General features: G+C 69.7%; 21 protein-coding genes and 1 pseudogene. 6 read left to right on the top strand and 16 right to left on the bottom strand.

Going from position 1 to position 24,372, the window contains the following annotated elements; genetic code table 11:
* Positions 1-78 precede the first annotated feature (78 nt).
* Together ABZZ22_RS12425 and ABZZ22_RS12420 are read right to left on the bottom strand one after the other, a co-directional pair.
* Positions 79-1,275, bottom strand: coding sequence for a winged helix DNA-binding domain-containing protein (locus ABZZ22_RS12425; RefSeq protein ID WP_354931385.1), 1,197 nt, complete (start codon positions 1,273-1,275; stop codon positions 79-81).
* 24 nt (positions 1,276-1,299) lie between these two features.
* Complete coding sequence (locus ABZZ22_RS12420) at positions 1,300-2,031, bottom strand: TIGR03936 family radical SAM-associated protein (protein ID WP_354931383.1); 732 nt, start codon at positions 2,029-2,031, stop codon at positions 1,300-1,302.
* 100 nt (positions 2,032-2,131) lie between these two features.
* Between ABZZ22_RS12420 and ABZZ22_RS12415 the strand changes: the two genes are divergently transcribed.
* Together ABZZ22_RS12415 and ABZZ22_RS12410 are read left to right on the top strand one after the other, a co-directional pair.
* A complete protein-coding gene (locus tag ABZZ22_RS12415; protein ID WP_354931381.1) occupies positions 2,132-3,121 on the top strand; it encodes an endonuclease/exonuclease/phosphatase family protein in 990 nt (329 codons plus the stop codon).
* A 42-nt stretch (positions 3,122-3,163) separates the two neighbouring features.
* Positions 3,164-3,586, top strand: a complete 423-nt coding sequence (locus ABZZ22_RS12410) for a GNAT family N-acetyltransferase (protein ID WP_354931379.1) — start codon at positions 3,164-3,166, stop codon at positions 3,584-3,586.
* Here the strand turns inward: ABZZ22_RS12410 and ABZZ22_RS12405 are convergent.
* Positions 3,547-3,912: pseudogene (locus tag ABZZ22_RS12405) on the bottom strand (GNAT family N-acetyltransferase); the annotation flags it as partial. The gene ABZZ22_RS12410 and the pseudogene ABZZ22_RS12405 overlap by 40 nt on opposite strands.
* A 118-nt stretch (positions 3,913-4,030) precedes the next feature.
* Here ABZZ22_RS12405 and ABZZ22_RS12400 point away from each other — a divergent pair.
* The gene (locus ABZZ22_RS12400) at positions 4,031-4,414 is read left to right on the top strand and encodes a RidA family protein (protein WP_354931377.1); all 384 of its coding nucleotides are present in this window, start codon (positions 4,031-4,033) and stop codon (positions 4,412-4,414) included.
* A gap of 3 nt (positions 4,415-4,417) precedes the next feature.
* Here ABZZ22_RS12400 and ABZZ22_RS12395 read toward each other — a convergent pair whose 3' ends face one another.
* Positions 4,418-6,388, bottom strand: a complete 1,971-nt coding sequence (locus tag ABZZ22_RS12395) for a TIGR03960 family B12-binding radical SAM protein (RefSeq protein ID WP_354931374.1) — start codon at positions 6,386-6,388, stop codon at positions 4,418-4,420.
* Between the two features lie 118 nt (positions 6,389-6,506).
* Here ABZZ22_RS12395 and ABZZ22_RS12390 point away from each other — a divergent pair, with 118 nt between their 5' ends.
* Positions 6,507-7,175 (top strand): class I SAM-dependent methyltransferase, encoded by a 669-nt coding sequence (locus ABZZ22_RS12390; protein ID WP_354931371.1) that lies wholly within the window; start codon positions 6,507-6,509, stop codon positions 7,173-7,175.
* A 189-nt stretch (positions 7,176-7,364) separates the two neighbouring features.
* On the opposite strand, the gene ABZZ22_RS12385 is transcribed toward ABZZ22_RS12390, so the two are convergent.
* The 8 genes from ABZZ22_RS12385 to ndk all read right to left on the bottom strand — a co-directional run bounded on the left by ABZZ22_RS12385 (position 7,365) and on the right by ndk (position 17,375).
* Positions 7,365-8,582: a S8 family peptidase gene (locus tag ABZZ22_RS12385; RefSeq protein WP_354931368.1), complete on the bottom strand. Its 1,218-nt coding sequence runs from the start codon at positions 8,580-8,582 to the stop codon at positions 7,365-7,367.
* 334 nt (positions 8,583-8,916) lie between these two features.
* Positions 8,917-10,608 (bottom strand): S8 family serine peptidase, encoded by a 1,692-nt coding sequence (locus tag ABZZ22_RS12380; protein ID WP_354931365.1) that lies wholly within the window; start codon positions 10,606-10,608, stop codon positions 8,917-8,919.
* A 96-nt stretch (positions 10,609-10,704) separates the two neighbouring features.
* Positions 10,705-11,928 (bottom strand): rod shape-determining protein RodA, encoded by a 1,224-nt coding sequence (gene rodA / locus ABZZ22_RS12375; RefSeq protein ID WP_354931362.1) that lies wholly within the window; start codon positions 11,926-11,928, stop codon positions 10,705-10,707.
* Between the two features lie 33 nt (positions 11,929-11,961).
* The gene (mrdA, locus tag ABZZ22_RS12370; RefSeq protein WP_354931359.1) at positions 11,962-14,049 is read right to left on the bottom strand and encodes a penicillin-binding protein 2; all 2,088 of its coding nucleotides are present in this window, start codon (positions 14,047-14,049) and stop codon (positions 11,962-11,964) included.
* Positions 14,049-14,591: a rod shape-determining protein MreD gene (gene mreD, locus ABZZ22_RS12365; protein ID WP_354931356.1), complete on the bottom strand. Its 543-nt coding sequence runs from the start codon at positions 14,589-14,591 to the stop codon at positions 14,049-14,051. Before mreD ends, mrdA begins: the two co-directional genes overlap by 1 nt.
* Positions 14,588-15,613 carry a rod shape-determining protein MreC gene (mreC, locus tag ABZZ22_RS12360; RefSeq protein ID WP_354931353.1) on the bottom strand — a complete coding sequence of 342 codons (1,026 nt, stop codon included), beginning with the start codon at positions 15,611-15,613 and terminating at the stop codon, positions 14,588-14,590. Before mreC ends, mreD begins: the two co-directional genes overlap by 4 nt.
* A gap of 1 nt (position 15,614) precedes the next feature.
* On the bottom strand, positions 15,615-16,640 hold the full coding sequence (locus ABZZ22_RS12355; RefSeq protein ID WP_354931350.1) for a rod shape-determining protein: 1,026 nt from the start codon (positions 16,638-16,640) through the stop codon (positions 15,615-15,617).
* A 330-nt stretch (positions 16,641-16,970) separates the two neighbouring features.
* The gene (ndk, locus tag ABZZ22_RS12350; RefSeq protein WP_354931347.1) at positions 16,971-17,375 is read right to left on the bottom strand and encodes a nucleoside-diphosphate kinase; all 405 of its coding nucleotides are present in this window, start codon (positions 17,373-17,375) and stop codon (positions 16,971-16,973) included.
* A gap of 98 nt (positions 17,376-17,473) precedes the next feature.
* Between ndk and ABZZ22_RS12345 the strand changes: the two genes are divergently transcribed.
* Positions 17,474-19,885: a Tex family protein gene (locus ABZZ22_RS12345; RefSeq protein ID WP_354931344.1), complete on the top strand. Its 2,412-nt coding sequence runs from the start codon at positions 17,474-17,476 to the stop codon at positions 19,883-19,885.
* A gap of 134 nt (positions 19,886-20,019) precedes the next feature.
* On the opposite strand, the gene ABZZ22_RS12340 is transcribed toward ABZZ22_RS12345, so the two are convergent.
* A complete protein-coding gene (locus tag ABZZ22_RS12340) occupies positions 20,020-20,748 on the bottom strand; it encodes a pyridoxamine 5'-phosphate oxidase family protein (RefSeq protein WP_354931341.1) in 729 nt (242 codons plus the stop codon).
* 73 nt (positions 20,749-20,821) lie between these two features.
* Here ABZZ22_RS12340 and ABZZ22_RS12335 point away from each other — a divergent pair, with 73 nt between their 5' ends.
* Entirely contained in the window at positions 20,822-22,210 is a 1,389-nt protein-coding gene (locus ABZZ22_RS12335; RefSeq protein WP_354931338.1) for a PLP-dependent aminotransferase family protein, read from the top strand.
* On the opposite strand, the gene ABZZ22_RS12330 is transcribed toward ABZZ22_RS12335, so the two are convergent.
* From ABZZ22_RS12330 to ABZZ22_RS12320, 3 genes are read right to left on the bottom strand one after another with little or no spacing between them, the layout of a single operon-like run.
* Positions 22,207-22,473 (bottom strand): competence protein CoiA family protein, encoded by a 267-nt coding sequence (locus tag ABZZ22_RS12330; protein ID WP_354931335.1) that lies wholly within the window; start codon positions 22,471-22,473, stop codon positions 22,207-22,209. The genes ABZZ22_RS12335 and ABZZ22_RS12330 overlap by 4 nt on opposite strands.
* Before the next feature lie 10 nt (positions 22,474-22,483).
* A complete protein-coding gene (locus ABZZ22_RS12325; RefSeq protein WP_354931332.1) occupies positions 22,484-22,891 on the bottom strand; it encodes a DUF4233 domain-containing protein in 408 nt (135 codons plus the stop codon).
* Positions 22,881-24,323 carry a folylpolyglutamate synthase/dihydrofolate synthase family protein gene (locus ABZZ22_RS12320; RefSeq protein ID WP_354931330.1) on the bottom strand — a complete coding sequence of 481 codons (1,443 nt, stop codon included), beginning with the start codon at positions 24,321-24,323 and terminating at the stop codon, positions 22,881-22,883. Before ABZZ22_RS12320 ends, ABZZ22_RS12325 begins: the two co-directional genes overlap by 11 nt.
* Positions 24,324-24,372: the final 49 nt, after the last annotated feature.

Raw genomic sequence — 24,372 nt, 5'->3', positions numbered from 1 at the left:
GCCCGAATGTTTGAGCAGTCGTCTCGGAGTATCGCATACACCCTGTCGACAGACCGATATCCGGACATCGATCGAGGCTCAGGGAAGCTTCGCTTCCTTCATCTGGCGCGACTTGTAGACGTTCACGATCACGACACCGTCGAGCCACTCGGTGAGGCGCGCCGCTTCGGCCTCCAGCGCCTTCCGTCCGGCATCGCCGATGTCGTGGCGAACGATCGGCCGCACCCGGCCGGCCTCGTCCTGCGCCCACGCTCCCACGATCCGGCCGTCCCACCAGGCGGTGTTGCCGGCGTTGCCGTTGGTGTCGAAGAGGTACGCCACGTCGTCGGCATCCAGATAGAAGCCGCGCTCCTTCCAACCCATGACGGTGGGGTCGAGGGTGGGCGTCAACGCTGCCCACGGCTCGATCTCGGGCTCGGGCGTGGTGACGATCGGGTCGTCGGGAAGCACCCAGCCGAGGCCGCCGTCCTCGAGCCCGACCTGCACGGCCCCCACCTCGGCGAGCGCGGCCCGCGCCGCCGTCTTCGTGGAGCCGAGCCACCAGACCAGGTCGGTCTCGGTGCCGGGGCCGAAGGTGCCCAGCCAGCGGCGGACGAGGGCTGCGTACCCCTCCGTGGCGGCAAGCGGAGCGGGCGCCTCGCCCAGCCACGTCTCCGCCAGGGTCCAGGCCGGCTTGTTCAGTCGCCAGTGGCCGATGTTGTTCGCCCGCACCAGTCGCCCCTGCGCGGCGAGGGTGCCGATCACCCAGCGGCCGATCGCGAACTCCCCGCCCCACTTCTTGTCCGGCGCGCCCATCCGGAACCGGACGTCGAGCTCCGGCACCAGCTCACGCAGCTCGGTCGTCGTCCGCGGCTCACCGTCGGCGAGCACAGCCAGCGTCGCCGCGTACGCCTTCTCGATCCAGGCGTCCTGGTCCTCGTCGACGCCACCCGCCGTCAGCCACTTGTGGAGGTTCTTCTCCTCCTGGGCCGCCACCCGTGCCGAAGCGCTACCCAAGGCGGCCGGGAGCAGGTCTCGCGGAAAGGCGAAGAGCGTCCGCCGCATCGCCAGCTGCTTGACCAACAAGCGCTCCTCGTAGAGCGCGCGCTCGACGTCCTCGACCCGGAGGTCGTGCACCCGCGCGTGCAGCGCGAGGTGGACCGTGGCCGCCTCGGTCGCGTGCCAGGCGGTCATCGCCTGCGTCGCGGCGGCCACGTCGGTATACCTGTGGCCGGGGGCGAGCCCGTGCCGGCGGGCCAGCCTCGCCCGGCGTTCGCGGTCGGTGACCGTTCTCATCGGCAGAACCTCATCGACGGCAGGTTAGTGGAGCGGGTCGCCGATCGTGCCGGTTTCCTCGTCGAAGACGCCCTGGGTGAGCCGGGTCAGCAGCGGGAGCCCGCCGTGCTCGGGACCCACCTTCAGCCCACCGATGCGCTCCAGGCCGGTGACTACGTCGTCGGGGCGTACGGCCGGGGTGCCGTGCTTGAGCACGAGCTCCAACCGTGAGCCGCCGCCCTGACGGGGCGTCGCGACGAGGCGTACGACCGCGGCCCGGGCGTCGAACTCACGCAGGCCCTTCTTGGTCATCCGGGACACGATGACCTCTTCGGCTCCGACGAACGCCTCGACAGCCGCGGCGGCGTCCTCAAGGGTCGTCGGGAGGTCGATGATCCACTCGCTGCCGGTGAGCAGGTCGGCCAGCGCACCCTTGGGCGAGGTCGCCGTGTCGACGACGTCGAGCAGGTCGAGACCGTCGGGCATGACCTCGTCCAGGGCAGCCTTCGTCGTGGCCGGGTCGACGACCTCACGCAGCCCCAGCTCGACGTACTCGGCCTCACTCGCCGCTCCCGTCGGCGCCGCGCCGGCGTAGGAGATCCGCGGGTGCGGGTTGAACCCCGAGGAGTAGGCCACCGGGATCCGGGCCCGTGCGACCGCGCGCTCGAAGGCGCGGCTGAAGTCGCGGTGACTGGTGAACCGGAGCCGGCCTCGCTTGGCGTAGCGGATGCGGAGACGCTGGACCGGCGGGGCCTGCTGTTCGGGCTGTTGACGCACGGGGTCGATTATGTCTGCCATGGGGCGCGATCGCCCATCCGGCGAACGGGAAACCAATTGGCGGTAACGGTTCGCGTACGAAAAATGGGAGACTTCCGCGGTGAGCCACCACAGAAGCAGGCAGTTCTCGGTACGCCTCAAAGAGCTGTTGCCGATCCTTGCGGTTGTCCTCACCGTCGGCGCCATCGCCGCCCTCACCGTCCTCGCTCCCCGACTGGGCGACTCGAGGCAGGCCTCCGCCGATGTCTCTGACGACCCTCCCTCGCCGAGCGCCGAGCCGCTCGAGGCCACCCCGTCCGCTGAGCCTGAGCCGCTGCCGAAGTTCAAGACGTTCAAGGCCCCGCCCACGATCGACAAGATCCCGAAGAAGCCGAAGATCGACCCGTGCGCGGTCCCGCGCAACCTGAGCGTGATGACCTTCAACATCAAGGGCGGCAAGGTCTCTCCCGGCGAGCTCGGTGGCATCGCCGACGTGATCCGCGCGGCCGGCGCCGACGTCGTACTCCTGCAGGAGATCGACAAGAACCGCCGACGCTCGGGCAACGTCGACCAGCCGGCGATCATCGCCTCGCACCTGGGGATGCAGTCCGTCTTCGGCGCCAACGACTGGATCACCGACCGCGGCGGCTACGGCACCGCGATCCTGTCGCGTTTCCCCATCGACGGCTACGACAACACCCACCTGCCCAACCGCGGCGGCAAGGAGCAGCGCGGGTTGCTGCGGGCGAACATCATCGTCGAGGGCCAGCGACTGGTCGTCTTCAACACCCACCTCGACCACACCTCCGACTCGCTCCGACAGACCCAGATCGGCGCGGTGATGGCCAAGGTGAACGCCTACGACGGCGCCAAGCTCCTCGGTGGCGACCTCAACGCCGGCTCCGGCTCCGGCGTCCTCGGCACCGCCCTGGCCACGCTGACCGACGCCGGCGCTGCTCTCGGGGCCAGCCATGACGGCGGCGGCCGCGTCGACTACCTGCTCCCCAACTCCTGGCTGGCCGCCGGCGACGGCCGCGTCTCCCCCACCCGGCTGTCCGACCACCACGCCGTCACCATCGACTTCTCGATGCGCGGCGCCGCGGACTGCTGAGTGCGGCGCAGGCCCAGGTTTTCGCGTGAGAGACTTCCGGCCGTGATCGAGCTTCGTCCTGCCGTCATATCTGATGTACCTGCGCTGATCGGGTTGTGGGAGGTGGCGGCGGAGAACGACTCGCGGCCGGCCGACTCCCAGGCGAAGGTGGAGGCGCTGATCGCGCGCGACCCCGACGCCTGCACGATTGCGGTCACCCCGGAGGGACGTGTCGTCGGCTCGCTGATCTCCGGGTGGGACGGCTGGCGTGCGCACCTCTATCGGCTGGCGGTCCACCCCGACATACGCCGCCGAGGGCTCGCCCGCCGGCTCCTGGCCCACGCAGAGGACCGTCTCGTCGCCCTCGGCGCGAGCCGGGTCGACGCGATGGTCCTGGAGGACAACGAGCTGGGACAGTCGCTGTGGAAGAGCCTGGGCTACGAGCCTCAGGAGGACTGGCGCCGCTGGGTCCGCCCGGTCGGCTGAGGCCGGACCATCAGGTCGTACGCCGCCCGGAACCCGCCCCGTTCGTAGAACGGGATCGACTTCTCGCTGGGACTCAGCACGACGCGTACGAATCCCTCCGCGTCCGCCTGGTCGGTGAGGGCGGTGAGCATCTCGGCGCCGAGACCGCTGTTGCGGTGCTCGGGCAGAACGCAGAAGTTGGCCAGGTAGCCCCAGCGCGACGGTCGCTCCTGGCCCGGCTTCGGCATCCGGGTGAAGATCAGCATGTTGACCATGCCCGCCGGCTCACCACCGACGCGGCTGAGCCAGGTCAGCCGCTGCTCGCGCGCCTTGAGCATCCGCTCGTCGAAGCGCTCCTCGACCCAGGCCCGGCCAGACGTACGTCAAAGGTCTCGCTCACAGAGCAGAACCTGGCCGCAGAAGTAATCATTCGCGCGTCTGCGAAGCCGGGTCTACCTTCGGCCAATGGATTTCGTGTCCCCCGAGGACCTTCCCGCCCCCGCCGGCTACAGCCACCTGGTGATCACCGACCCCGGCGCCAGACTGGTGGTGATCTCCGGGCAGGTGGGCATGGCCGCCGACGGCACCGTGGCCTACGGCTGGGAGGCCCAGACCCGGCAGACCTTCGCCAACCTCGGCGTGGCGCTGGCTGCGGCCGGCGCCACCTGGGCAGACGTGGTGAAGCTGACCTACTTCGTCGTCTCCACCACCGAGCTGCCGATGATCCGGCGCGTACGCGACGAGTTCGTCGACGTCGGGCATCCGCCCGCCAGCTCGCTGGTCCAGGTCTCCGGCCTCTTCCGCCCCGACGCGCTCATCGAGATCGAGGCGACCGCCGCGATCAGCTGAGCGCTACACCACGGACAGCGGGAGCAGCTTCTGACCCGTGGGGCCGATCTGGATGTCGGTCCCCATCTCCGGGCACACGCCACAGTCGTAGCAAGGCGTCCAGCGGCAGTCCTCGACCTCGATGTCCTCGCCGTTGGCGACAGCGAGGGCGTCCTCCCAGTCGGCCCAGAGCCAGTCCTTGTCGAGACCGGAGTCGAGGTGGTCCCAGGGAAGGATCTCGTCGTACTCACGCTCGCGGGTGGTGTACCAGTCGAGGTCGACGCCAGTGCCCTCCAGGCCCTTCTCCGCGGCGGACATCCAGCGGTCGTAGGAGAAGTGCTCGCTCCAGCCGTCGAAGCGGCCGCCGTCGCGCCAGACCTGCTCGATGATCCGGCCGACCCGGCGGTCGCCTCGCGACAGCAGGCCCTCGACGATGCCGGGCTTGCCGTCGTGGTAGCGGAACCCGATCGCCCGGCCGAACTTCTTGTCGGAGCGGACCGTGTCGCGCAGCTTCTGGAGGCGTACGTCGGTGGTCTCGTGGTCGAGCTGGGAGGCCCACTGGAAGGGGGTGTGCGGCTTGGGTACGAAGCCACCGATCGAGACGGTGCAGCGGATGTCGTTGCGGCCCGAGACCTCGCGGCCCTTCGCGATGACCTTCTTCGCGAGCTCGGCGATCTGGAGGACGTCCTCGTCGGTCTCGGTCGGCAGACCGCACATGAAGTAGAGCTTCACCTGGCGCCAGCCGTGGGAGTAGGCGGCGCCGACGGTGCGGATCAGGTCCTCCTCGGTCACCATCTTGTTGATGACCTTGCGCATCCGCTCCGAGCCGCCCTCGGGCGCGAACGTCAGGCCGGAGCGACGGCCGTTGCGGGAGAACTCGTTGGCCAGCGTGATGTTGAAGGCGTCGACGCGCGTCGACGGGAGCGACAGCGAGACGTTGGAGCCCTCGTAGCGGTCGGCCAGGCCGGTCGCGACGTCACCGATCTCGGTGTGGTCGGCGGAGCTCAGCGAGAGCAGTCCGACCTCCTCGAAGCCGGACTTCCGGATGCCGTTCTCGACCATGTCGCCGATGGTCTTGATCGAGCGCTCACGCACCGGACGGGTGATCATCCCGGCCTGGCAGAAGCGGCAACCGCGGGTGCAGCCGCGGAAGATCTCCACCGAGAACCGCTCATGGACGGTCTCGGCCAGCGGCACCAGCGGGTTGCGCGGGTAGGGCCAGGCGTCGAGGTCCATCAGGGTGTGCTTCTTGACCCGCCACGGGATGTCGGGGCGGTTGGGCACCACCGCGTCGATCTGGCCGTCGGCGGCGTAGTTCACGTCGTAGAACTTCGGGACGTAGACGGCACCGGAGACAGCCAGCCGCCGCAGCAGCTCGTCGCGCCCGCCGGGGCGACCGTCCTGCTTCCACTCGCGCACGACCTCGGAGATCTTGAGCACGACCTCCTCGCCGTCGCCGAGCACGGCAGCGTCGAGGAAGTCGGCGATCGGCTCGGGGTTGAACGCGGCGTGGCCGCCGGCGAGCACCACCGGGTCGTCGTCGCCGCGGTCGACCGCGTGCAGCGGGATGCCGGCGAGGCTGAGCGCGTTGAGCATGTTGGTGTAGCCGAGCTCGGTCGAGAACGAGAGCCCGAACAGGTCGAACGCCTTCACCGGGCGGTGGGCGTCGACGGTGAACTGCGGGATCGGGCCCTGCTCGTCGCCCTCGCGCATGATCTTCTCGAGGTCCGGCCACACCGCGTAGGTGCGCTCCGCGGCGATCCAGTCACGCTCGTTGAGCACCTCGTAGAGGATCTGGACACCCTGGTTGGGCAGGCCGACCTCGTAGGCGTCGGGGTACATCAGCGCCCAGCGCACCTCGACGTCGTTCCACTCCTTGACGGTCGAGTTGAGCTCCCCGCCGACGTACTGGATCGGCTTGGACACCAGCGCCAGGCGCGGCTCCAGCCGGGGGAACACGGATTCAGGAACGAGGTCGCTCTGGGCGACGGTCACGATGGGCACCTCAAAGCTCGGGAACGATCAACGCCAAGCGTACGCCGCCCCCTGACTCCCCCACCAAACCTCGCGTCGCCGGGCGATCTCCCCGACGTCCGCGGGTAAGAATGGCGCCATGGCATTGCGAACATGGTCGAAACAGTTCGCCGGGGGCGTCCTCTCGGAGGCGGTGGCGACGCTCAACGCGCGTCACCCCTGGAGCCACAACGACCACTTCCACAGCTGGGTCCTGGCGAACCTCCCCGCCCGGCGACGCACCGCGCTGGACGTGGGTTGCGGCCGGGGCGGGCTGCTGGCCGCGCTCTCGCCGAGGTTCACGACGGTCCACGGCACCGATCGAGACGGCGCCATGCGGGGGCAGGCCGCCACCCGCTGCACCGGCCTTCCCAACGTCGTCATCCACGACGGCACCTGGATCGACGGCCCGGTCGACCTGGTCACGATGGTCGCCGTCCTGCATCATCTCGACGTCGCCGACGCCCTCGAGCAGGTGCGTGACATCCTCGAACCGGGCGGGCGGTTCCTGGCAGTAGGTCTCGCTCCTCCTCAGGACGTCACCGACCACCTGTGGGACCTCGCCTCGATGGTGACGAACCCCGCGATCGGCTACGTGAAGCATCCCTGGCCCAGCGCTGGCAGCGCGCGGCAGCCGGCTTTCCCGGTCAAGGACCCGACGATGTCGTTCGCCGAGCTGCGGGGCGTCCTCGCCGACGTCATGCCGGGCGCCTCGATCCGGCACCGTCTCGGGTTCCGGCACACCATCGCCTGGACCAAGCCGGCGTAACGGACCGGAACCGGTACGCCTGTGACACGAGAGCTGCTCGAGAAATAGGCGTTGGGGCCGCCCCCTCCCGGGCGGCCCCAACGCTCTCAGGTGGATCTCGACCCGCAGTCACGGCCTCGCGAGCTCGGCCGTGTGCTCGCTCGATCTCCTCGCCTTTTGCCTGACGCAAGCGTCAGGCAAGGCCCGGACTCAGAACAGCGTGGTGAGCAGCAGGTTCGGGGAACCAGTGCCCGGGTTGGTGACCACGTCAGGAGTGGCGGCGCCGAGCAGGCCCGTGGCGACGTCGGCCGGGGTGGCCGAGGGGTTCGCCTCGAGGAAGAGGGCGGCGGCGCCGGCGACATGGGGGGTCGCCATCGACGTGCCCGAGATGGTGTTGGTCGAGCCGTCGTTCCAGGCGGAGGTGATGTCGACGCCCGGCGCGAAGATGTCGAGGCACTCACCGGTGTTGGAGAAGTTCGCGGTGGCGTCGGAGTCGTCGGTGGCACCGACGGTGATCGCCTCCGGGACGGCAGCGGGCGATGAGCCGCAGGCGTCGGCGCTCTCGTTGCCGGCCGCGACGGCGTAGGTCACACCGTCGGCGATCGAGGCCTGGACGGCCGCGTCGAGGGCGGGATCGTTGCCTCCGCCGAGCGACATGTTGGCGACGGCCGGGCCATCGGTGTGGTTCTCCGTGACCCACTCGATGCCCGCGACGACGCCCTCGGTGGTGCCGGAGCCCTGGTCGTCGAGGACGCGGACCGGAACGATCGTGGCCTCCTTGGCCACGCCGTAGGTGGTGCCGGCGACGGTGCCCGCGACATGGGTGCCGTGGCCGTTGCCGTCGGCCGCGTCGGTGTCCCCGTCGACGGCGTCGAAGCCCGCACCGATCCGGCCGCTGAACTCCGAGTGGTCGGTCGCGACGCCCGTGTCGATGATGTAGGCGGTCACGCCCGCACCGGTCTGCTCGTAGTGGTAGTTCTTGTCGAGCGGCAGCGCGGCCTGGTCGATCCGGTCGAGGCCCCAGGTCGGATCGGCCTGATCCCCCTGGGTGGTGTAGCGGTGGTTGGCCTGCACGTAGGCGACGTCCGGGTTGTCGCGGATCTCGGCGAGCGCGTCCTTGTCGAGCGAGGCCGAAAAGCCGTTGAACGCCGTGTTGTAGACCTCCCGTACGTCGCCGCCCGCGTCACGGGCGTCGCTGCGGACCGACTTGGCCTCAGACTTCGCCACGTCGCTGCGACCCTGCTTCTTCATCACGACGATGTACTGACCCTCGATTGCGGTCGAGGCGTCCGCGCCGCGCAGCGGTGCCGGACCGTCCGCGGCGCCGGCCGGGACGGTGAAGGCGATCGCCGAGGCTGCTGCTCCGACAGCTACGGCGGAGATGACTGCCGGCGCCTTGAAGGCCCGGTTCTTGATGGTTCGGCACACGTTCTGACTCCCGTCATCGTGCGGCCCGATGGGGCCACAACCATTCATTGCACCGGACTCGGGAACTGCCTGTAGGTGGTTCCCCGTGCAGCCCTCACACGTGCCGGCCGAACGCCCTGCGCCCTCCCTACGGCCGCAACCCGAAGCGTTCGGTCAACCACGTAATCACGTTACGTAGTGCTCGTAACGACCCAACTCATCGCATTGCAGCAACGTGCAGATATCCCAGGTGAACACCTGTAAACAGCCTGGAAACAAGGCATGAAAGGGTCTGTAACCCAGCACGCCGGGCCGCTCGCATTACGCGAGCGACCCGGCGTGGTCAGGCCTTGGATCAGGCGATAGAGGTGTCGTCGATCAGGAAGCTGGTCCCGAGCGAGGAGTCCTCGGTGCCGGTGAACGTCAGCGTGACCGTCCTACCCGCGTACGCGCCCAGGGAGAACGACTTCAACGTGTACGAGGAGGTCTCGTTCAGGTTGGAGTAGGTCGCCAGGGTCGTCGAGCCGATCTTGACGGTCAGCTTGTCGTAGGCCGTCGTGGTGGTCGTCTCGTTGGAGATCACCCGAAGGTAGAACGAGAGCGTCTTGCCCGTGGCGGGCAGCGTCACCGACTGCGAGAGCGAGTCGGTGCGCGTGGTCCCGTAGCCGTTCAGCCACGCCTTGTAGGAGCCCGATCGCGCCGGGGCACTCGTGGAGTTGTCGATCACGCCCGAGGACGCACTCCAGCCGGTCCCGCCCGACTCGAAGCCCGGGTTGGTCAGCAGGTTGCCCGACGGCGGGTCGGTCGGCGGGTCCGTCGGGTCGGTGCCACCGCTCCACAGCGAGTAGAGGAGGCGGTTGGGCGAACCGGTGCCGGGAGAGGTCACCACGCCGGTGGTGGCGTTGGAGACGATCGCCGAGGCCACCGAGGACGCGGACGCCGACGGGTTCGCCTGCAGGTAGAGCGCGGCCACACCGGCGACGTGCGGGGTCGCCATCGACGTTCCGGAGATCGTGTTGGTCGCGGTGTTGGAGGTGTGCCATGCCGAGGTGATCGACGAGCCCGGAGCGAACAGGTCGAGGCACGAGCCGATGTTGGAGAAGCTCGAGCGGGCGTCGGTGTTGGTCGTCGAGCCGACGGTCAGCGCCGCGCCGACACGGGCAGGTGACCCGTTGCACGCGTTGGCGCCGGAGTCGTTGCCCGCCGCGACGGCATAGGTGACGCCGTCGGCGATGGAGTTCGAGACCGCGGAGTCGAGGGTCGAGGAGACCCCGCCTCCGAGCGACATGTTGGCGACAGCGGGACCGGAGGTGTGGTTGGAGGTCACCCAGTTCACACCCGCGATCACGCCGGCGGTCGTGCCGGATCCGTTGGCGTCGAGGACCCGGACGGGCACGAGCGTGACGCCCTTGGCGACCCCGTAGGTCGAACCACCGACGGTGCCGGCCACGTGGGTGCCGTGGCCGTTCTCGTCCTCGGTGCTGGAGCCGATGGCGGTGTAGCCGGAGGTCACCCGGCCACCGAAGTCGGCGTGCCCGGAGCGGATGCCGGTGTCGAGGATGTACGCCTTGACCCCAGACCCGGTGTAGTCGTAGTGGTAGTTCGAGTTCAGTGGCAGGTTGCGCTGGTCGATCCGGTTGAGACCCCACGTGGGGTTGGCCTGGTCACCGCTGGCCTTCACCTTCTGGTTGGCCTCGATGTAGTCGACGTCGGGGTCGTTGCGGAGCGCGTCGAGCGCGTCGGCGTCGAGTGTGGCGGAGAAGCCGGTGATCGCCTTGTCGTAGGCGTACTTCACCGAGCCGCCCTTCTTCTTGGCGAGCGCGCGAGCTTCGGCCGCGTTGGCCTTCGCGGCCGAGCCCTTGCCCTTCATCACCACGATGTAGGAGTTGTCGATGGCCGTCGACTTCTCGGCACCGATCAGCGGTGCCGGGCTGTCGGCTGCGGCGGCAGGGCCGGACATGGCCAGGATGGTGGTAGCCGCACCGACGGCGGTCACCGTCGCGGCAGCCAGCGCGCCGAGGCGCTGGGTTCTGTGGGGTCGGTTCATGATCTTGCTGCTCCCGTCGTCAAGCAGCCTCGGGTTGAGACTGCAAGGGGTCACACGGATGCCCTGTAGGGCAACCGGAAGGGAACGTAATCGAGTTTAATTTCGATGAAACGCGGCATCTTTTCGCACTGCAGCAACCTGCAGGCGATCGCGCGAGCGGAGCTCCTGAAGTGGTCCGGACCGGTCCAGACCGGTGCGCCGCGAGCGGCCCGAGATCCCGAGCAGCAGACCCACCGCCAGCAGCGTCGCGATCATCGAGGATCCGCCGTAGGAGAGGAACGGCAGCGGCACGCCGGTGACGGGCATGATGCCCAGGCACATCCCGATGTTCTGGAAGCTCTGGATGCCGAGCCAGCACACGATCCCGGCGGCGGCCACACGCCCGAAGAGATCGTCGGTGCGCGCCGCGATCCGCAGCCCGCGCCACAGCACGACCCCGATCAGACCGATCACCAGCAGCGAGCCGACGAGCCCGAGCTCCTCCCCCACGACCGTGAAGATGAAGTCGGTCTGCTGCTCCGGGACGAACCCCGCACGGACCTGCGAGCCCTGGAACAGACCCTGGCCGAAGATGCCGCCGTCTCCGATCGCGATCCGCGCCTGCTGCACGTTGTAGCCGGCCCCGCGAGGGTCCAGCGACGGATCTGTGAACGCCATGAACCGGTTGATCTGGTACTGCTTCAGCACGCCGGCAGCGACGACGATCGTGGCCGCCGACGCGCCGATCAACGTCAGCAGGGCCAGCCACCGTCGCGGGGTCCCCGCCGCCGCGAGGACGCAGAAGACAGTCACGCCGAGCACCAGCGTGGTGCCGAGGTCGGGCTGGAGCAGGACCAGCGCGATCGGCACCGCAGCGACCAGGATCATCGCGATCACGTCACCCAGGGACACCCGGGCCTGCCATCGACCCTCGCTGCGCTCGGCGAGCACCAGAGCCATCGCGATGACCACGGCCAGCTTGGCCAGCTCCGAGGGCTGGACCTGGACCGGGCCGAGGACCACCCACGACTTCGAGCCGTTGATCGTGGAGCCCATCACGAGCACCAGCACCAGCCCGACCACCGCGCCCAGGTAGACCACGGGCGTCAGGAGCCGGACCCAGCGATGGTTGGTGGCGACCACTCCCACCATCAGCACCAGCCCGGCGGCCACGTTGATCATCTGCTTGCGCAGATAGGCGGTCGTGTCTCCGCCGGTGAGCGCGTCGCGGTGGATGGTCGCGGACCAGACCAGCAGCATCGACAGCGACAGCAGGACCAGCACCGCGCCGAGGAGGACCAGGTCGATGCGGCGTACGAAGGCCATCACGTCGTTCTTCATGCTGTGCGGTTCACCCCGTTCCAGTCCGTGTCCCTAGTCCTTCGGCCCGACGATCGAGCCGTCGGTGCCGAACGCCGGCAGGTTCCGCGGCGGGTCGATGCCCTTGATCGCGGCCTTGCCCGGCCGGACCTCGGCGCCGCCCTCCTCGACTCCGTAGAGCGACTCCCACAGCTTGCGTACGGAGTCGCCGACCGAGCCCGAGCCCGTGCCGCCCTGGGAGATCGTCATGATGACGACGTACTTCTTGTTGTACGTCGCGACCCAGCCGGTCGTCTGCTTGCCGGTGACCTCCGCGGTGCCGGTCTTGCCGCGTACCTTCACCTCGTCGAGCGGGAACCCGCCGAACTTCCACGCCAGGGTGCCCGTCCGTGTGGTGCCGAGCAGCGCGTCGTTGACGTAGCCGATGCTCTTGGGCGACATCTTCACCTTGCCGGCGACCTTGGGGTCGATCTTCTCGACCACGGTGCCGTCGCCGCTGACGATCGCCTTCCCGATCCGCGGCTCGTAGAGCGTGCCGCCGTTGGCCAGCGAGGCGTAGGCCCGGGCCAGCTGGATCGGGGTGACCATCGTGTCGCCCTGACCGATGGAGAAGTTCACCGCGTCGCCGGTGCGGTAGTAGTTGCCCTCGATGCAGAACTCGTGGGCGAAGAGCTGCAGGAACTGGGACGGAGCGTTCTTCTTCTCGTCCATCCGGCAGTAGTAGCCCTTCATGGCCTGGTAGTACTCGGCCTTCCACTTCCGGTCCGCGATCCGGCCCGCCGACTCACCGGGCAGGTCGATGCCGGTGCGCTTGCCGAAGCCGAACGCCTTGGCGGTCTCGACCAGCGGGTCCTTGGCGTTGACGTTGGCCGGGTTGGAGCCGAACTTCTGCCAGTAGTCGACCGCGATCCGGTAGAAGAACGTGTTGCAGGAGACCTGGAGCGCCTGGGCGAAGTCGATGTAGCCGTAGGGGGCCGACTCATAGTTCTGGAACACGCGGTTGCCGACCTGGAGCCCGCTGGAGCAGTCCAGCCGGGAGTCGCGGCTGTAGCCGTTGTTGAGGGCGCCGACCGTCATGAACGGCTTCCACGTCGAACCGGGCGCGAACTGTCCCTGTGTCGCCCGCGGCAGCAGCGGGTAGCCCGCCTTCTCGGAGTAGAGCCGGTCGAGCTGCTTCTGGGTGATCCCGCCGACCCACTCCTCGGGGTCGTACGTCGGCTGGTTCGCCATCGCGACCAACCGGCCGGTCTGCGCCTCCATGACCACGACGGAGCCGGAGTCGGCCTCGTAGTTGCGGCCGGAGATCTTGTCGAAGGTGTTGCGGGCGGTCTCGATCGACTCGGCGAGCAGCTTCTCGGCGCGGCCCTGCACCTTGGCGTCGATGCTGGTCACCAGCGTGTCGCCGGCCTGGGAGGCGACCGAGTCGCCGCGCCCGATCTCACGCCCGAGCGAGTCGACGGTGACGGTGTCGTAGCCGGGCATCCCGCGCAGCCACTGGTCGTACTGCTTCTCGACGCCCGAGCGACCCACCATCGAGGTGAGGTTGAGCGACTCGTCGCCGCGCTCCCGGGCATCCTTGTTCTCGTCCTCGGTGATCGGGGAGAGATAGCCGAGGACGCCGGCGGCGTTGATGCCGTGGGGGCTCGGGTAGGAGCGCAGGGTCTGCTTCTCCGCGACCACGCCGGGGAAGTCCTCGGGCTGCTCGAGGATGCGCAGCGCGGTCGACTCGGAGACGTCGGTGGCGATCGGGACCGGCTGGTAGCGGGTGCCGGACCAGTTGGCGATCGCCTCGCTCTGCTTCTTCGGGGACACGTCGACAGCCTTGGCGACGCGCGCCATCAGCGTCTTGCGGTCCTCGTCCTCCAGCCCGTCGAGCACGCCCTGGTCGAGGCTGACCACCCAGGCCGAGCGGTTCGTCACCATCGGCCTGCCCTGGGCGTCGACGATGATGCCGCGCACCGGCTGGCGCACGACCTCGCGCTTGGACTGGGAGGCAGCGGCCGCCTGGTAGGCGTCACCGTGTCGCACCTGCAGATAGAAGAGCCTGACCCCGAGCGTGGCCAGCAACGAGAAGACCAGCGCCTGGATCACGATCAGCCGCAGCCGGCTGACCTGCGCGGTGGGAAGTCTGCTTCGAGGCACTAGAAATCCCCCTTGCCGATCAACCAGAGCAGCATCGGAATCAGCAGCGGCGCCAGCAGCAGGTCGTAGCCCACGCTGATCAGGACGGTCGGCAGCAGCGTCAGCGGTGCCTCACCGAGGATCAGGCCGCTGACGGCGAAGATGCTGACCCCGATGAACGAGCAGGCTGCCACCGTGGCCATCACGGTCAGTGCGTTGGGACGGCCCGGGCCGCTGTGGGTGTTGCTGCTCTCACGTACGCGGCCGGCGACGTAGCCGACGATCAGCAGCGAGAGCGCCCATCGGCCCGCGGTGTGGTCGGCGGGCGGCGCCAGATCGAGGAGTACGCCCGCCGCGAACCCGGTCACCAGGCCGGCCTGGCCACCCCGGGTGAGCGCGACCGCGACGACGACCAAGAGGGCCAGATCGGGAGTGATGCCGCGGATGGCGAAAGCCGGCGCCACGCTCAGCTGGAGGACGACGGCGATCACGATCAGCATGCCGACCAGGACGTTACGCAGCACCGGAGCGGCACCGGCGGCACGCGCGTCCATCTCACTCATCGCAGCTCCCCTTCCGGCGTGACCACGGCGCGGTCGCTCAGCGTGCCGTTGGGCACCACCACACCGACGACGTCGAGCGAGCCGAAGTCGACGTACGGCTTGATCCGCACCGTCCGCGAGGAGTCGCGCACGCTCGCGAAGGTGTCGGTCACCTCGCCGATCGGCAGCCCGGAGACGTACGGAGCGGCCCGGCCGTCACCCCAGGTGAGGACCGTGTCGCCCTTGAGAGGTGCGGCGCTCTGGTCGATGAGGTCCAGGGTCAGCAGACCGGCGTCGGAGCGGCCGGCGACCACACCGGAGCCCCGGACCATGCCGACCTGGCCCGACTTCTTGCCGCTCGTGTCGGCACCGCCGACGCGACCGCCCACGACCGACGCGGCGTCGACGATCAGCAGGACCGTGGCCGAGGTCTTCGTCACCCGCAGCACCCGGCCGGCGAGGCCGTCGCCGGTCACGACCGACATGTCGGACCTGATCCCGGCGGCGCTGCCGGCGTCGATGGTGACGGTGCGGTTGAAGGTCTGCGCCGGGCCGAAGGCGGTGACCCGCGCCGGGACGAGGGCGTAGCCGAGGTCCTCAGCGGCTCGGGTGATCGACTCGTACTCGGCGAGCTTGGCCCGACCGTAGTCGGTGACCTCGACCTGGCGACGCAGCTTGGAGTTCTCGGCCTCGAGCTCGGCGAGCCGCGCGCGCAGGTCGTCACGGGTGTCGAACCAATCCGGAACGCCGGTGAACGGACGGGCCACCATCGCTGCGCCGGTCTCCAGCGGGGAGAGCACCTCGCCGACCGCGGTGCGCGCCGGCTCCAGGACGGGGGTCTGGTCGAGCGTGGCCAGCGTCGCGCAGCACAGGACGAGAACGATCAGCCAGGTGCGCTTCGGCCCGGTGCCGCCGGCGTTCGTCTCGAGGCTGCCGCGGCGGTTGAGCCTCTCCCGCGGCTTACGGACCATGGGTTTGGGACCCTTGCGTTGTTCCATCCCCTTGCGAAGACGCTCGCTGGGGCGGGGGCTCAGCAACGACACGTCACCATCTCCTGTTCTCGTTCACCAGGACGGGGCGGAGCACGTCGTAGTCCTCGACGCAGCGGCCGGCGCCCATCGCGACCGAGGTCAGCGGGGACTCCGCGATGTGGACGGGCATACCGGTCTCGTGGCGCAGCCGCTCGTCGAGGCCGCGGAGGAGGGCGCCGCCGCCGGTCAGCACGATGCCGCGGTCCATGATGTCGCCCGCCAGCTCCGGTGGCGTCTGGTCGAGCGTGGAGCGGACCGCGTCGAAGATGTCGTGCAGGGGCTCCTCGATCGCCTTGCGCACCTCGGCGCTCGAGACGCTCACGGTGCGCGGCAGGCCGCTGACCAAGTCCCTTCCCCGGATCTCGGCCTCGGGCTCGTTGGGCAGCGGCCAGACCGAGCCGAGGGTCATCTTGACCTCCTCGGCGGTGCGCTCGCCCAGGAGCAGTGCGTGCTCCTTCTTCAGCCAGGTCATGATCGCGTTGTCGAGCTGGTGGCCGGCGGTCCTGATCGACTGCGAGGTGACGATGCCCCCGAGGCTGATCACCGCGACCTCGGTGGTGCCGCCACCGATGTCGACGACCATGTTGCCGGTCGGCAGGTGGACCGGGAGCCCGGCGCCGATCGCGGCTGCCATCGGCTCCTCGATGATGTTCACCATCCGGGCGCCGGACTGGTAGCCGGCCTCCTTCACCGCGCGGATCTCGACCGCGGTGATCCCGGACGGGACGCAGATGACCATCCGCGGCTTGGCGAAGTAGCGGCGCCGGTGGACCTGGTGGATGAAGTAGCGAAGCATCTGCTCGGTCGCCTCGAAGTCGGCGATCACGCCGTCCTTCAGAGGCCGCAGCGCGACGATGTCGTCGGGCGTACGTCCCAGCATCTTCTTGGCCTCATGGCCGACGGCGACCATCTGGCCGGTGTTCTTGTTGAGCGCGACCACACTCGGCTCATCGACGAGGACACCCTTGCCGCGGACGTAGACGAGGGTGTTCGCGGTGCCGAGGTCCACCGCCATGTCGCGTCCAATGATGCTCGCCATACGTCCTCGCGTTCCCGGGGCGCCGCGTCGGGGATACGTGCTGCAGGATGCGGGCCTGCCGACGAGGCTACGAAGGTCCGAGCCCCAATCCGGAGAGGCTCGCCGAAACCACAACGATACGGGGTGCGCCCGCCTCGCCGAAGCAGGGGATGCCTGTGTTCACGAGGTGTTGCGGAACGGCTCACGGACCCTTCTCGACCGCAGATGAAAGATCGCGCCGGTAGCTACCGGCGCGATCCCAGAGTCAGGCGATCCGCGCTTCGCGCGGTCACTTCCTCGCTCGGCGCAACCGGACGAGCAAGCTCGCCGGTCGACCTCGCTTCGGTCGTCTCAGGCGCCGAACCAGAGCTTGATCTCACGGTCGGCCGACTCGGGAGAGTCGGAGCCGTGCACGAGGTTCTCGCGGTTGGACAGTGAGAGGTCGCCGCGGATGGTCCCGGGGGCGGCCTTGCGGCCGTCGGTGGCGCCGTTGAGCGCACGGACGACCTCGATCGCCTCGTCACCCTCGAGGACGGCCGCGACGAGCGGGCCGGAGGTGACGAAGTCGCGCAGCGGCGGGTACCACGGCTGCTCGACGTGCTCGGCGTAGTGCTCATCGGCAAGACCCGCGTCGATGGTGCGGTGCTCCAGCCTCACGATCGAGAGGCCCTTGGCCTCGTAGCGGGACAGGATCTCCCCCACCAGGCCCCGGCGTACGGCGTCGGGCTTCAGGATCACGAACGTGCGCTGCGTCATGGGTCGAGGGTATCGGGGCGGGCCGGTCCCGGCACGTTCGGGCCGGGTGGTCGAGGCGTCCGAGAGAATGTCGGTGGCGTACGGCAGGATTGCGCCCCGTGACACCAACTCCATCAGCTCCGACGCTCGCAGACTCGATGGCCGCGATTCCGGCCCGCATCGCCGAAGATCTCGGGGTGCGCCCCGCGCAGGTGAAGGCAGCGGTCGCCCTGCTCGACGAAGGCTCGACGGTGCCGTTCATCGCGCGCTACCGCAAGGAGGTGACCGGCGGCCTCGACGACGCCCAGCTGCGTACGCTGGAGGAGCGGCTCGGCTACCTGCGCGACCTCGAGGAGCGGCGTGCCGCTGTCCTCGCCGAGATCGCGAAGCAGGACAAGCTCACCCCCGAGCTGCAGGCATCGATCCTCGCCGCCGACACCAAGGCGCGCCTCGAGGACATCTACCTGCCGTTCAAGCCGAAGCGGCGTACGAAGGCGATGATCGCCCGCGAGAACGGGCTCGAGCCGCTGGCCGACGGCCTGCTCGCCGACCCGTCCCTGGATCCCGTCGTCGAGGCCGAGAAGTTCCTCGGAGAGCAGGTCCCGGACACCAAGGCCGCGCTCGACGGTGCCCGCGCGATCCTGGTCGAGCGGTTCGGCGAGGACGCCGACCTGATCGGCACGCTGCGGGAGCGGATGTGGCAGCAGGGCAGGCTCGTGACCCGCGTCCGCGAGGGCCGCGAGAACGACCCGGCCGCGGCGAAGTTCTCCGACTACTTCGAGTTCTCCGAGGCGTACGCGTCGCTGCCCTCGCACCGCACCCTGGCCGTGCTCCGGGCGGAGAAGGAGGAGGTTCTCGACGTCACCCTCTCCCCCTACGCCGAGGAGCCGGAGGCCGGCGTGGTGACCGCCTACGAGCGCTCGATCGCGGCGCGGTTCGGGATCGTCGACTCCGGCCGCCCGGCCGACAAGTGGCTGGGCGAGACGGTGCGATGGGCGTGGCGCACGCGCATCCTCTTCCGACTCGAGCTCGACATGCGCACCCGGATCCGCACGGCCGCCGAAGAGGGCGCGATCTCGGTCTTCGCCGACAACCTGCGTGACCTGCTGCTGGCCGCACCGGCCGGGACACGGGCGACGATGGGCCTCGACCCGGGCATCCGGACGGGCGTGAAGGTGGCCGTCGTGGACGCGACCGGGAAGGTGGTCGACACCTCCACGGTCTACCCGCACGAGCCGCGGCGTGACTGGGACGGATCGCTGGCGACGCTGGCGAAGCTGGCCAAGAAGCACTCGGTCGACCTGATCGCGATCGGCAACGGCACCGCCTCGCGCGAGACCGACAAGCTCGCCGCCGACCTGCTGAAGCTGCTGCCGGACCAGAAGATGACCAAGGTGATGGTCTCCGAGGCCGGGGCGTCGGTCTACTCGGCCTCCGCCTACGCCTCGGCCGAGCTCCCCGACCTGGACGTGTCGCTGCGAGGCGCCGTCTCGATCGCGCGCCGGCTGCAGGACCCGCTGGCCGAGCTGGTGAAGATCGAGCCGAAGTCGATCGGTGTCGGGCAGTACCAGCACGACCTGCCCGAATACGGTCTCTCCAAGTCCCTGGACGCAGTCGTCGAGGACTGCGTCAACGGTGTCGGCGTCGACCTCAACACGGCCTCGGCTCCGCTGCTGCGCCGGGTCTCCGGCATCACCGAGTCGCTCGCGTCCGCGATCGTCACGCACCGAGACACCAACGGACCGTTCCGCACCCGCAAGGAGCTCACCAAGGTGGCGCGGCTCGGCCCGAAGGCGTTCGAGCAGGCAGCCGGGTTCCTCCGGATCCGTGGCGGCGACGACCCGCTCGACATGTCCGGGGTGCACCCGGAGGCCTACCCGGTCGTGAACCGCATCCTCGACAAGGCCTCGGCCGACATCGGGTCGGTGATCGGCAACCCGCAGGTGCTGAAGTCGCTGAAGCCCTCCGAGTTCGTCGACGAGAAGTTCGGCCTGCCGACCGTCACCGACATCCTGGCCGAGCTCGAGAAGCCCGGCCGCGACCCGCGCCCGGAGTTCAAGACTGCGACCTTCGACGACTCCGTCCACGCCGTCTCCGACCTGCGCCCGGGCATGGTGCTGGAGGGCACGGTCACCAACGTGGCCGCCTTCGGTGCCTTCATCGACATCGGCGTGCATCAGGACGGTCTCGTCCACATCTCCGCGATGTCGGACAAGTTCGTCGAGGACCCGCGCGACGTGGTCCGTTCCGGTGACGTCGTCCGCGTGAAGGTGATGGAGGTCGACGAGGCCCGCAAGCGGATCTCGCTCACGCTCCGCCTCTCCGACGACGCTCCGGCGCCGGGTGAGCCGAAGGCTGCCGGCGGCGACCGCGGTCAGCGTGGTCAGCGTGGCGGCGGCGGTGGCGGAAAGGGCCAGCCGCGCGGCAAGGACGGCAGGAGCGGCGGTCGTCCGCAGGGTCGCGGTGCCTCGGCCCCGGCTCCCGCCAACAGCGCGATGGCTGAGGCCCTGCGTCGGGCAGGGCTCAACTGACCCAGACCCCGCCGAATCGGTAGTTGTGGGCGCCGAAAGTAGATCTTCGTCGCCCACAACTACATGCTCGGCCCGCAAACTCTACGGACTCGCAGCGCCACAACTACCGATTCGGCCGGTGGTGGTGGGGCGAGCTAGCTTTCGGCGGGCCCACGAGATGGCCTCGGTGCGCGTACTGCTGCGCCGAGGGCGGCGGCGCGGCGTACGACGTCCTCCGGGGGCGCGCCCTCGGCGTCGTCGGCCGTGACCGGGGCGGCGGCGAACCGGTGGATCGGGATCACCCCGGCCCAGGTGCCGGAGTCGATGTCGGCGGGGTCGTCGACCGGCCCCTCGGCGCGCGCCTTCATCGACGCCTCGGCGAGCGGGAGGGCGATGACGGCGGTCGCGGCGAGCTCCTTGCGGGTGGCGGGGCGCAGCGTCGCCCAGCGACCGGGGATCATCTGGTCGACGACCAGCGCGAGGGCGTGCTCGCGCTCGTCGGGGTCCTCGACCAGACGCGGGCGGCCGATGACTACGGCCGAGCGGTAGTTCATCGAATGGTGGAACCCGCTGCGTGCCGCGACCAGACCGTCGAGCTCGGTGATCGTGACGCATACGTCGCGCTCCAGCGCCTGTGCAAGCCAACCGGCAGCCACCGAGCCGTGCAGATAGAGCGAGCCGCCGGTGTCCGGGCCGCCGAGATCGAAGCCGTACGCCGTGGGCAGGACGACCGGGTGGGCATCCTCGCCCGACCCGACGGTGACGCCGAGGTGGGCGACGAGGGCCTCACCGAGGAAGGTGTGGAGACGCTCGCGGTCGGTGACGGCACGGTTCTTGCCTCGACTGACCTGGGTGCGTGGGGTGGGTGACAACGTCGTGCTCATGGCACCATCCTGATAGTAAAGTGGCCTGTGTGCACGGGCCAATTCTGATCCACTCCGACAGGCCATTCGAACGATGCTCCCCGTGACCCTCGACCGCACCTCCAGCGAGCCGCTACCCGCCCAGCTCGCCGGCCAGGTCCGCTCGCTGGTGCTCTCCGGCGCTCTCGGGGCCGGCGACCGGCTGCCCTCGAGTCGCGCCCTCGCCACCGACCTGGGCGTCTCGCGCGCGGTGACCGAGCAGGCCTACGACCAACTCACCGCCGAGGGTTGGCTCGAGGCCCGGCGCGGGTCCGGGACGTACGTCGCCACGACCCGCACCACAACCACCGCAACAGCACCCCAGATGACGTCTCGGCCGACCGGCGTGACGTCTCGGCCGACCGGCATGACGTCTCGGCCGACCGGCATGACGTCTCGGCCGACCGGCGTGACTTCTCGGCTGGATACGGGCACGCCGTTCTTCGACCCGCGGCTGGAGCCGGGGTGGCGGCGGGCCTGGCGGGAGGTCTCGGTGACCGCCCCGCCGCGCGGTTACGACGACCCGCGGGGGCTGGCCGAGCTGCGCGAGGCGCTGGCGGCGAGGCTCGGGCGCACCCGCGGCATGGACCTCCACCCGGACGAGATCATCGTGACCGCCGGCACCACCGACGGGCTCCGCGCCCTTCTTCCCGAGCTGCGCCCGGGGCCGGTGGCGGTCGAGGATCCGGGCTACCGGGCCGCGGCCGAGACGGCGCTCACCTACGGCCGCGAAGTCGTCGACCTGCCCGCCGTGGAGACGGTCGACGACCTCGGCGACGCTGTGGCTGCGTACGTGACCCCGGCACACCAGCACCCCTTGGGTCGGGTCATGCCTGCGACCGACCGGCTGGCGCTTCTCGAGGCCGCTCGACAGGCCGATGCGTTCGTGATCGAGGACGACTACGACTCGGAGTTCCGCTACGACGTCGCGCCCGTGCCTGCGATGGCGACGCTGGACCGCGGCCGCGTGGCCTATCTCGGCACCGCGGCGAAGTCGGTCGTCCCGACCCTCCGCCTGGGTTGGCTGGTCGCTCCGCCCGACCTGCACGAGCTGGTCCTGCGCCGCGGCACCATCACCCACGCCGGGGCCGCCTGGCCCTCCCAGCGCGCGCTGCTCACGCTGCTCCGCGACGGCTGGCTCGACAGGGCCGTACGCTCCGCCCGCCGCGTCTACGCCGAGCGTGCCCCGCGGGTCGCCGAGGCGATGAGCCCCTATGCCGGTCTCGCCGGTCCGCTGGCGGGCATGTACTCCACCTGGCTGCTGTCCGAGGCCGATGCCCTCCGGGCCCGCGACGCCGCGAGAGCCGCCGGCTTCGAGATCAACCTGCTCTCCAGCTACGCCCGCACCAGCGGGCTGACCGGCCTGGTGATCGGTTTCGGCGGAGTCAGCGACACCGAGCTGGACCAGGCGCTCACGGCAGTCACCGGCGCGCTCGGGCGTTAGCGGCCAGGCCCGTCGTCCTCGATCAGGTCGAAGAGGTTCTCCAGGCTGTCCGGGTCATCCTCGCCGCCACCGACGGACCAGCCGGTGCTGGTGCGCCGCAGCTGCGCGCCGACGAGCCGGCACGACTCCCCGGCCTTGTGCGCGTAGTGAGCCGTACGGGTCCGCGGCCGCCGCAGCACCAGCGCATTCCCGCACGCCGGGCAGAGCGCCCAGTCGGTCGCCGCCTCGTCCGTCGCCATCTGCAGCTCATCGCGCTCGTCCACGACCGCAAACCTACCTGGGCTCGGACTCTTCTCCGGTCGATTCCTCTTCGAGGATCTGGTCGAACGCCTCGAAGGCGGCCGCGCGCTCACGCTCGATCTTGCGACCGAGGAAGTCGGCCATGCCCCACAGGAACGCGAAGATCGCGCCGACGACGAACATGACGGGGATCAGGAAGCCCGTCCCGATCGCGACGACCTGCAGCGCCCAGCCGAGCCAGTAGGCCCACGGGCGACGCAGAAGACCGGCCACGATGATGCAGGCCACGAAGAAGCCGAGGCCCAGCGGGAGCGCCAGCCCGGCGGGGACCCCACCGATGGAGATCATCACCGGCGTGGCCAGCGCGACCGCGAGCCCTTCCATCGACACGATCGCGGCGCACATCCCGCGCCGCGGCGACTTCTCCCGCTCACTCGTCATCTGCGTCAGCCTCCAGATAGGCCGCCAGCTCGGGGTCCTCGGTCGGCACGACCCGAGCGGTCGCCGCCGAGACACCGGACGAGCTGCGCGTCCCCAGCAACGTACGCGCCTCGCCCGCGGTCACCACGGAGCCGGTCACGAGGATCGCACCCTCGGAGATCGAGCCGCCGGCGGAGGACTCCGAAAGGCCCATCGCGGCGTCGATGGCGTCGGCGAGGCGGGGAACGACCGAGACCCGCTCCTCGCCGTAGAGCTCGACGGCGATCTTGCCCAGCTCGACGGCGGGGAGAGCACGCTCGGTGGAGTTCTGGGTGACGACGAGGTGCTCGAGCACGGGCTCGAAGGCCGCGAGCAGACCCTCGACGTCCTTGTCCTCCATCGCGCCGATGACACCGACGACGCCGGAGAAGGAGAACGAGTCCTCGAGGGCGGCGACGGTCGCCTCGGCGCCGGACGGGTTGTGGGCGGCGTCGAGCAGGATCGTCGGCGACGATCGCACGATCTCCAGCCGCCCGGGCGAGTCGACCTTCGCGAAAGCGTCGCGCACGATCTCGTCGCCGAGCACGGTCTCACCCAGGAGCGCCTCGACCGCGGCCAGGGCTGCTGCCGCGTTCTGCGCCTGGTGGGCGCCGTAGAGGGGCAGGAAGAGATCCTCGTACGTCCCGTGCAACCCGCGCAGCGTGATGATCTGCCCGCCCACGGCCGGTGTCCGGGACACGACCGCGTAGTCGGTGCCCTCCCACAGCAGCCGGGCGCCGACCTCGGCGGCGTGCTGGTCCAGCACGGCGGCGACATCGACGCTCTGTTCGGCGATCACCGCGACGCCTCCGGGCTTGATGATCCCGGCCTTCTCCCGGGCGATCGCGACCGGTGTCTCACCGAGGTACTTCGCGTGGTCGATCGAGATCGGGGTCACGACCGCCACGTCGGCGTCGGCCGCGTTCGTGGCGTCCCAGCCGCCGCCCAGCCCGACCTCGACGACGGCGACGTCGACCGGAGCCTCGGCGAACTTCGCGTACGCCATCCCGACCGTCGTCTCGAAGAAGGACAGCGGGTGCGGTTGGTCGTCGTCGACCATGCTCAGGTAGTGGGCGACGTCGTTGAACGCGGCTACGAAGTCGTCGTCCGACAGTGGCTCGCCGTCGATCGAGATCCGTTCGTTGATCCGCTCCACGTGCGGCGAGGTGAACCTCCCCACCCGCAGGTCCAGGGATCGCAGCAGCGTATCGATCATCCGGGAGGTGGAGGTCTTGCCGTTGGTGCCGGTCAGCTGGATGATCCGGAAGGCGTTCTGCGGATCACCCAGGATCTCGAGCAGGGCACGGATCCGGTCCAGGGAGGGCTCGAGGCGGGTCTCGGGCCAGCGCGACTGCAGCGCTTCCCAGACCTCCTCGATCGTGGCCGCCAGGCGCGGCGCGGGAGTCTCACTCATCGGGGTCGAGTCTATGGCGTAGGGGCTTCCTAGCGAATTGCCAGACCCG

The sequence above is a fragment of the Nocardioides sp. NPDC006273 genome (assembly GCF_040613495.1).
GTDB lineage: Bacteria > Actinomycetota > Actinomycetes > Propionibacteriales > Nocardioidaceae > Nocardioides.
Note: the sequence above shows the minus strand (reverse complement) of the source record. Positions and strands in the feature narration are given on the sequence as shown.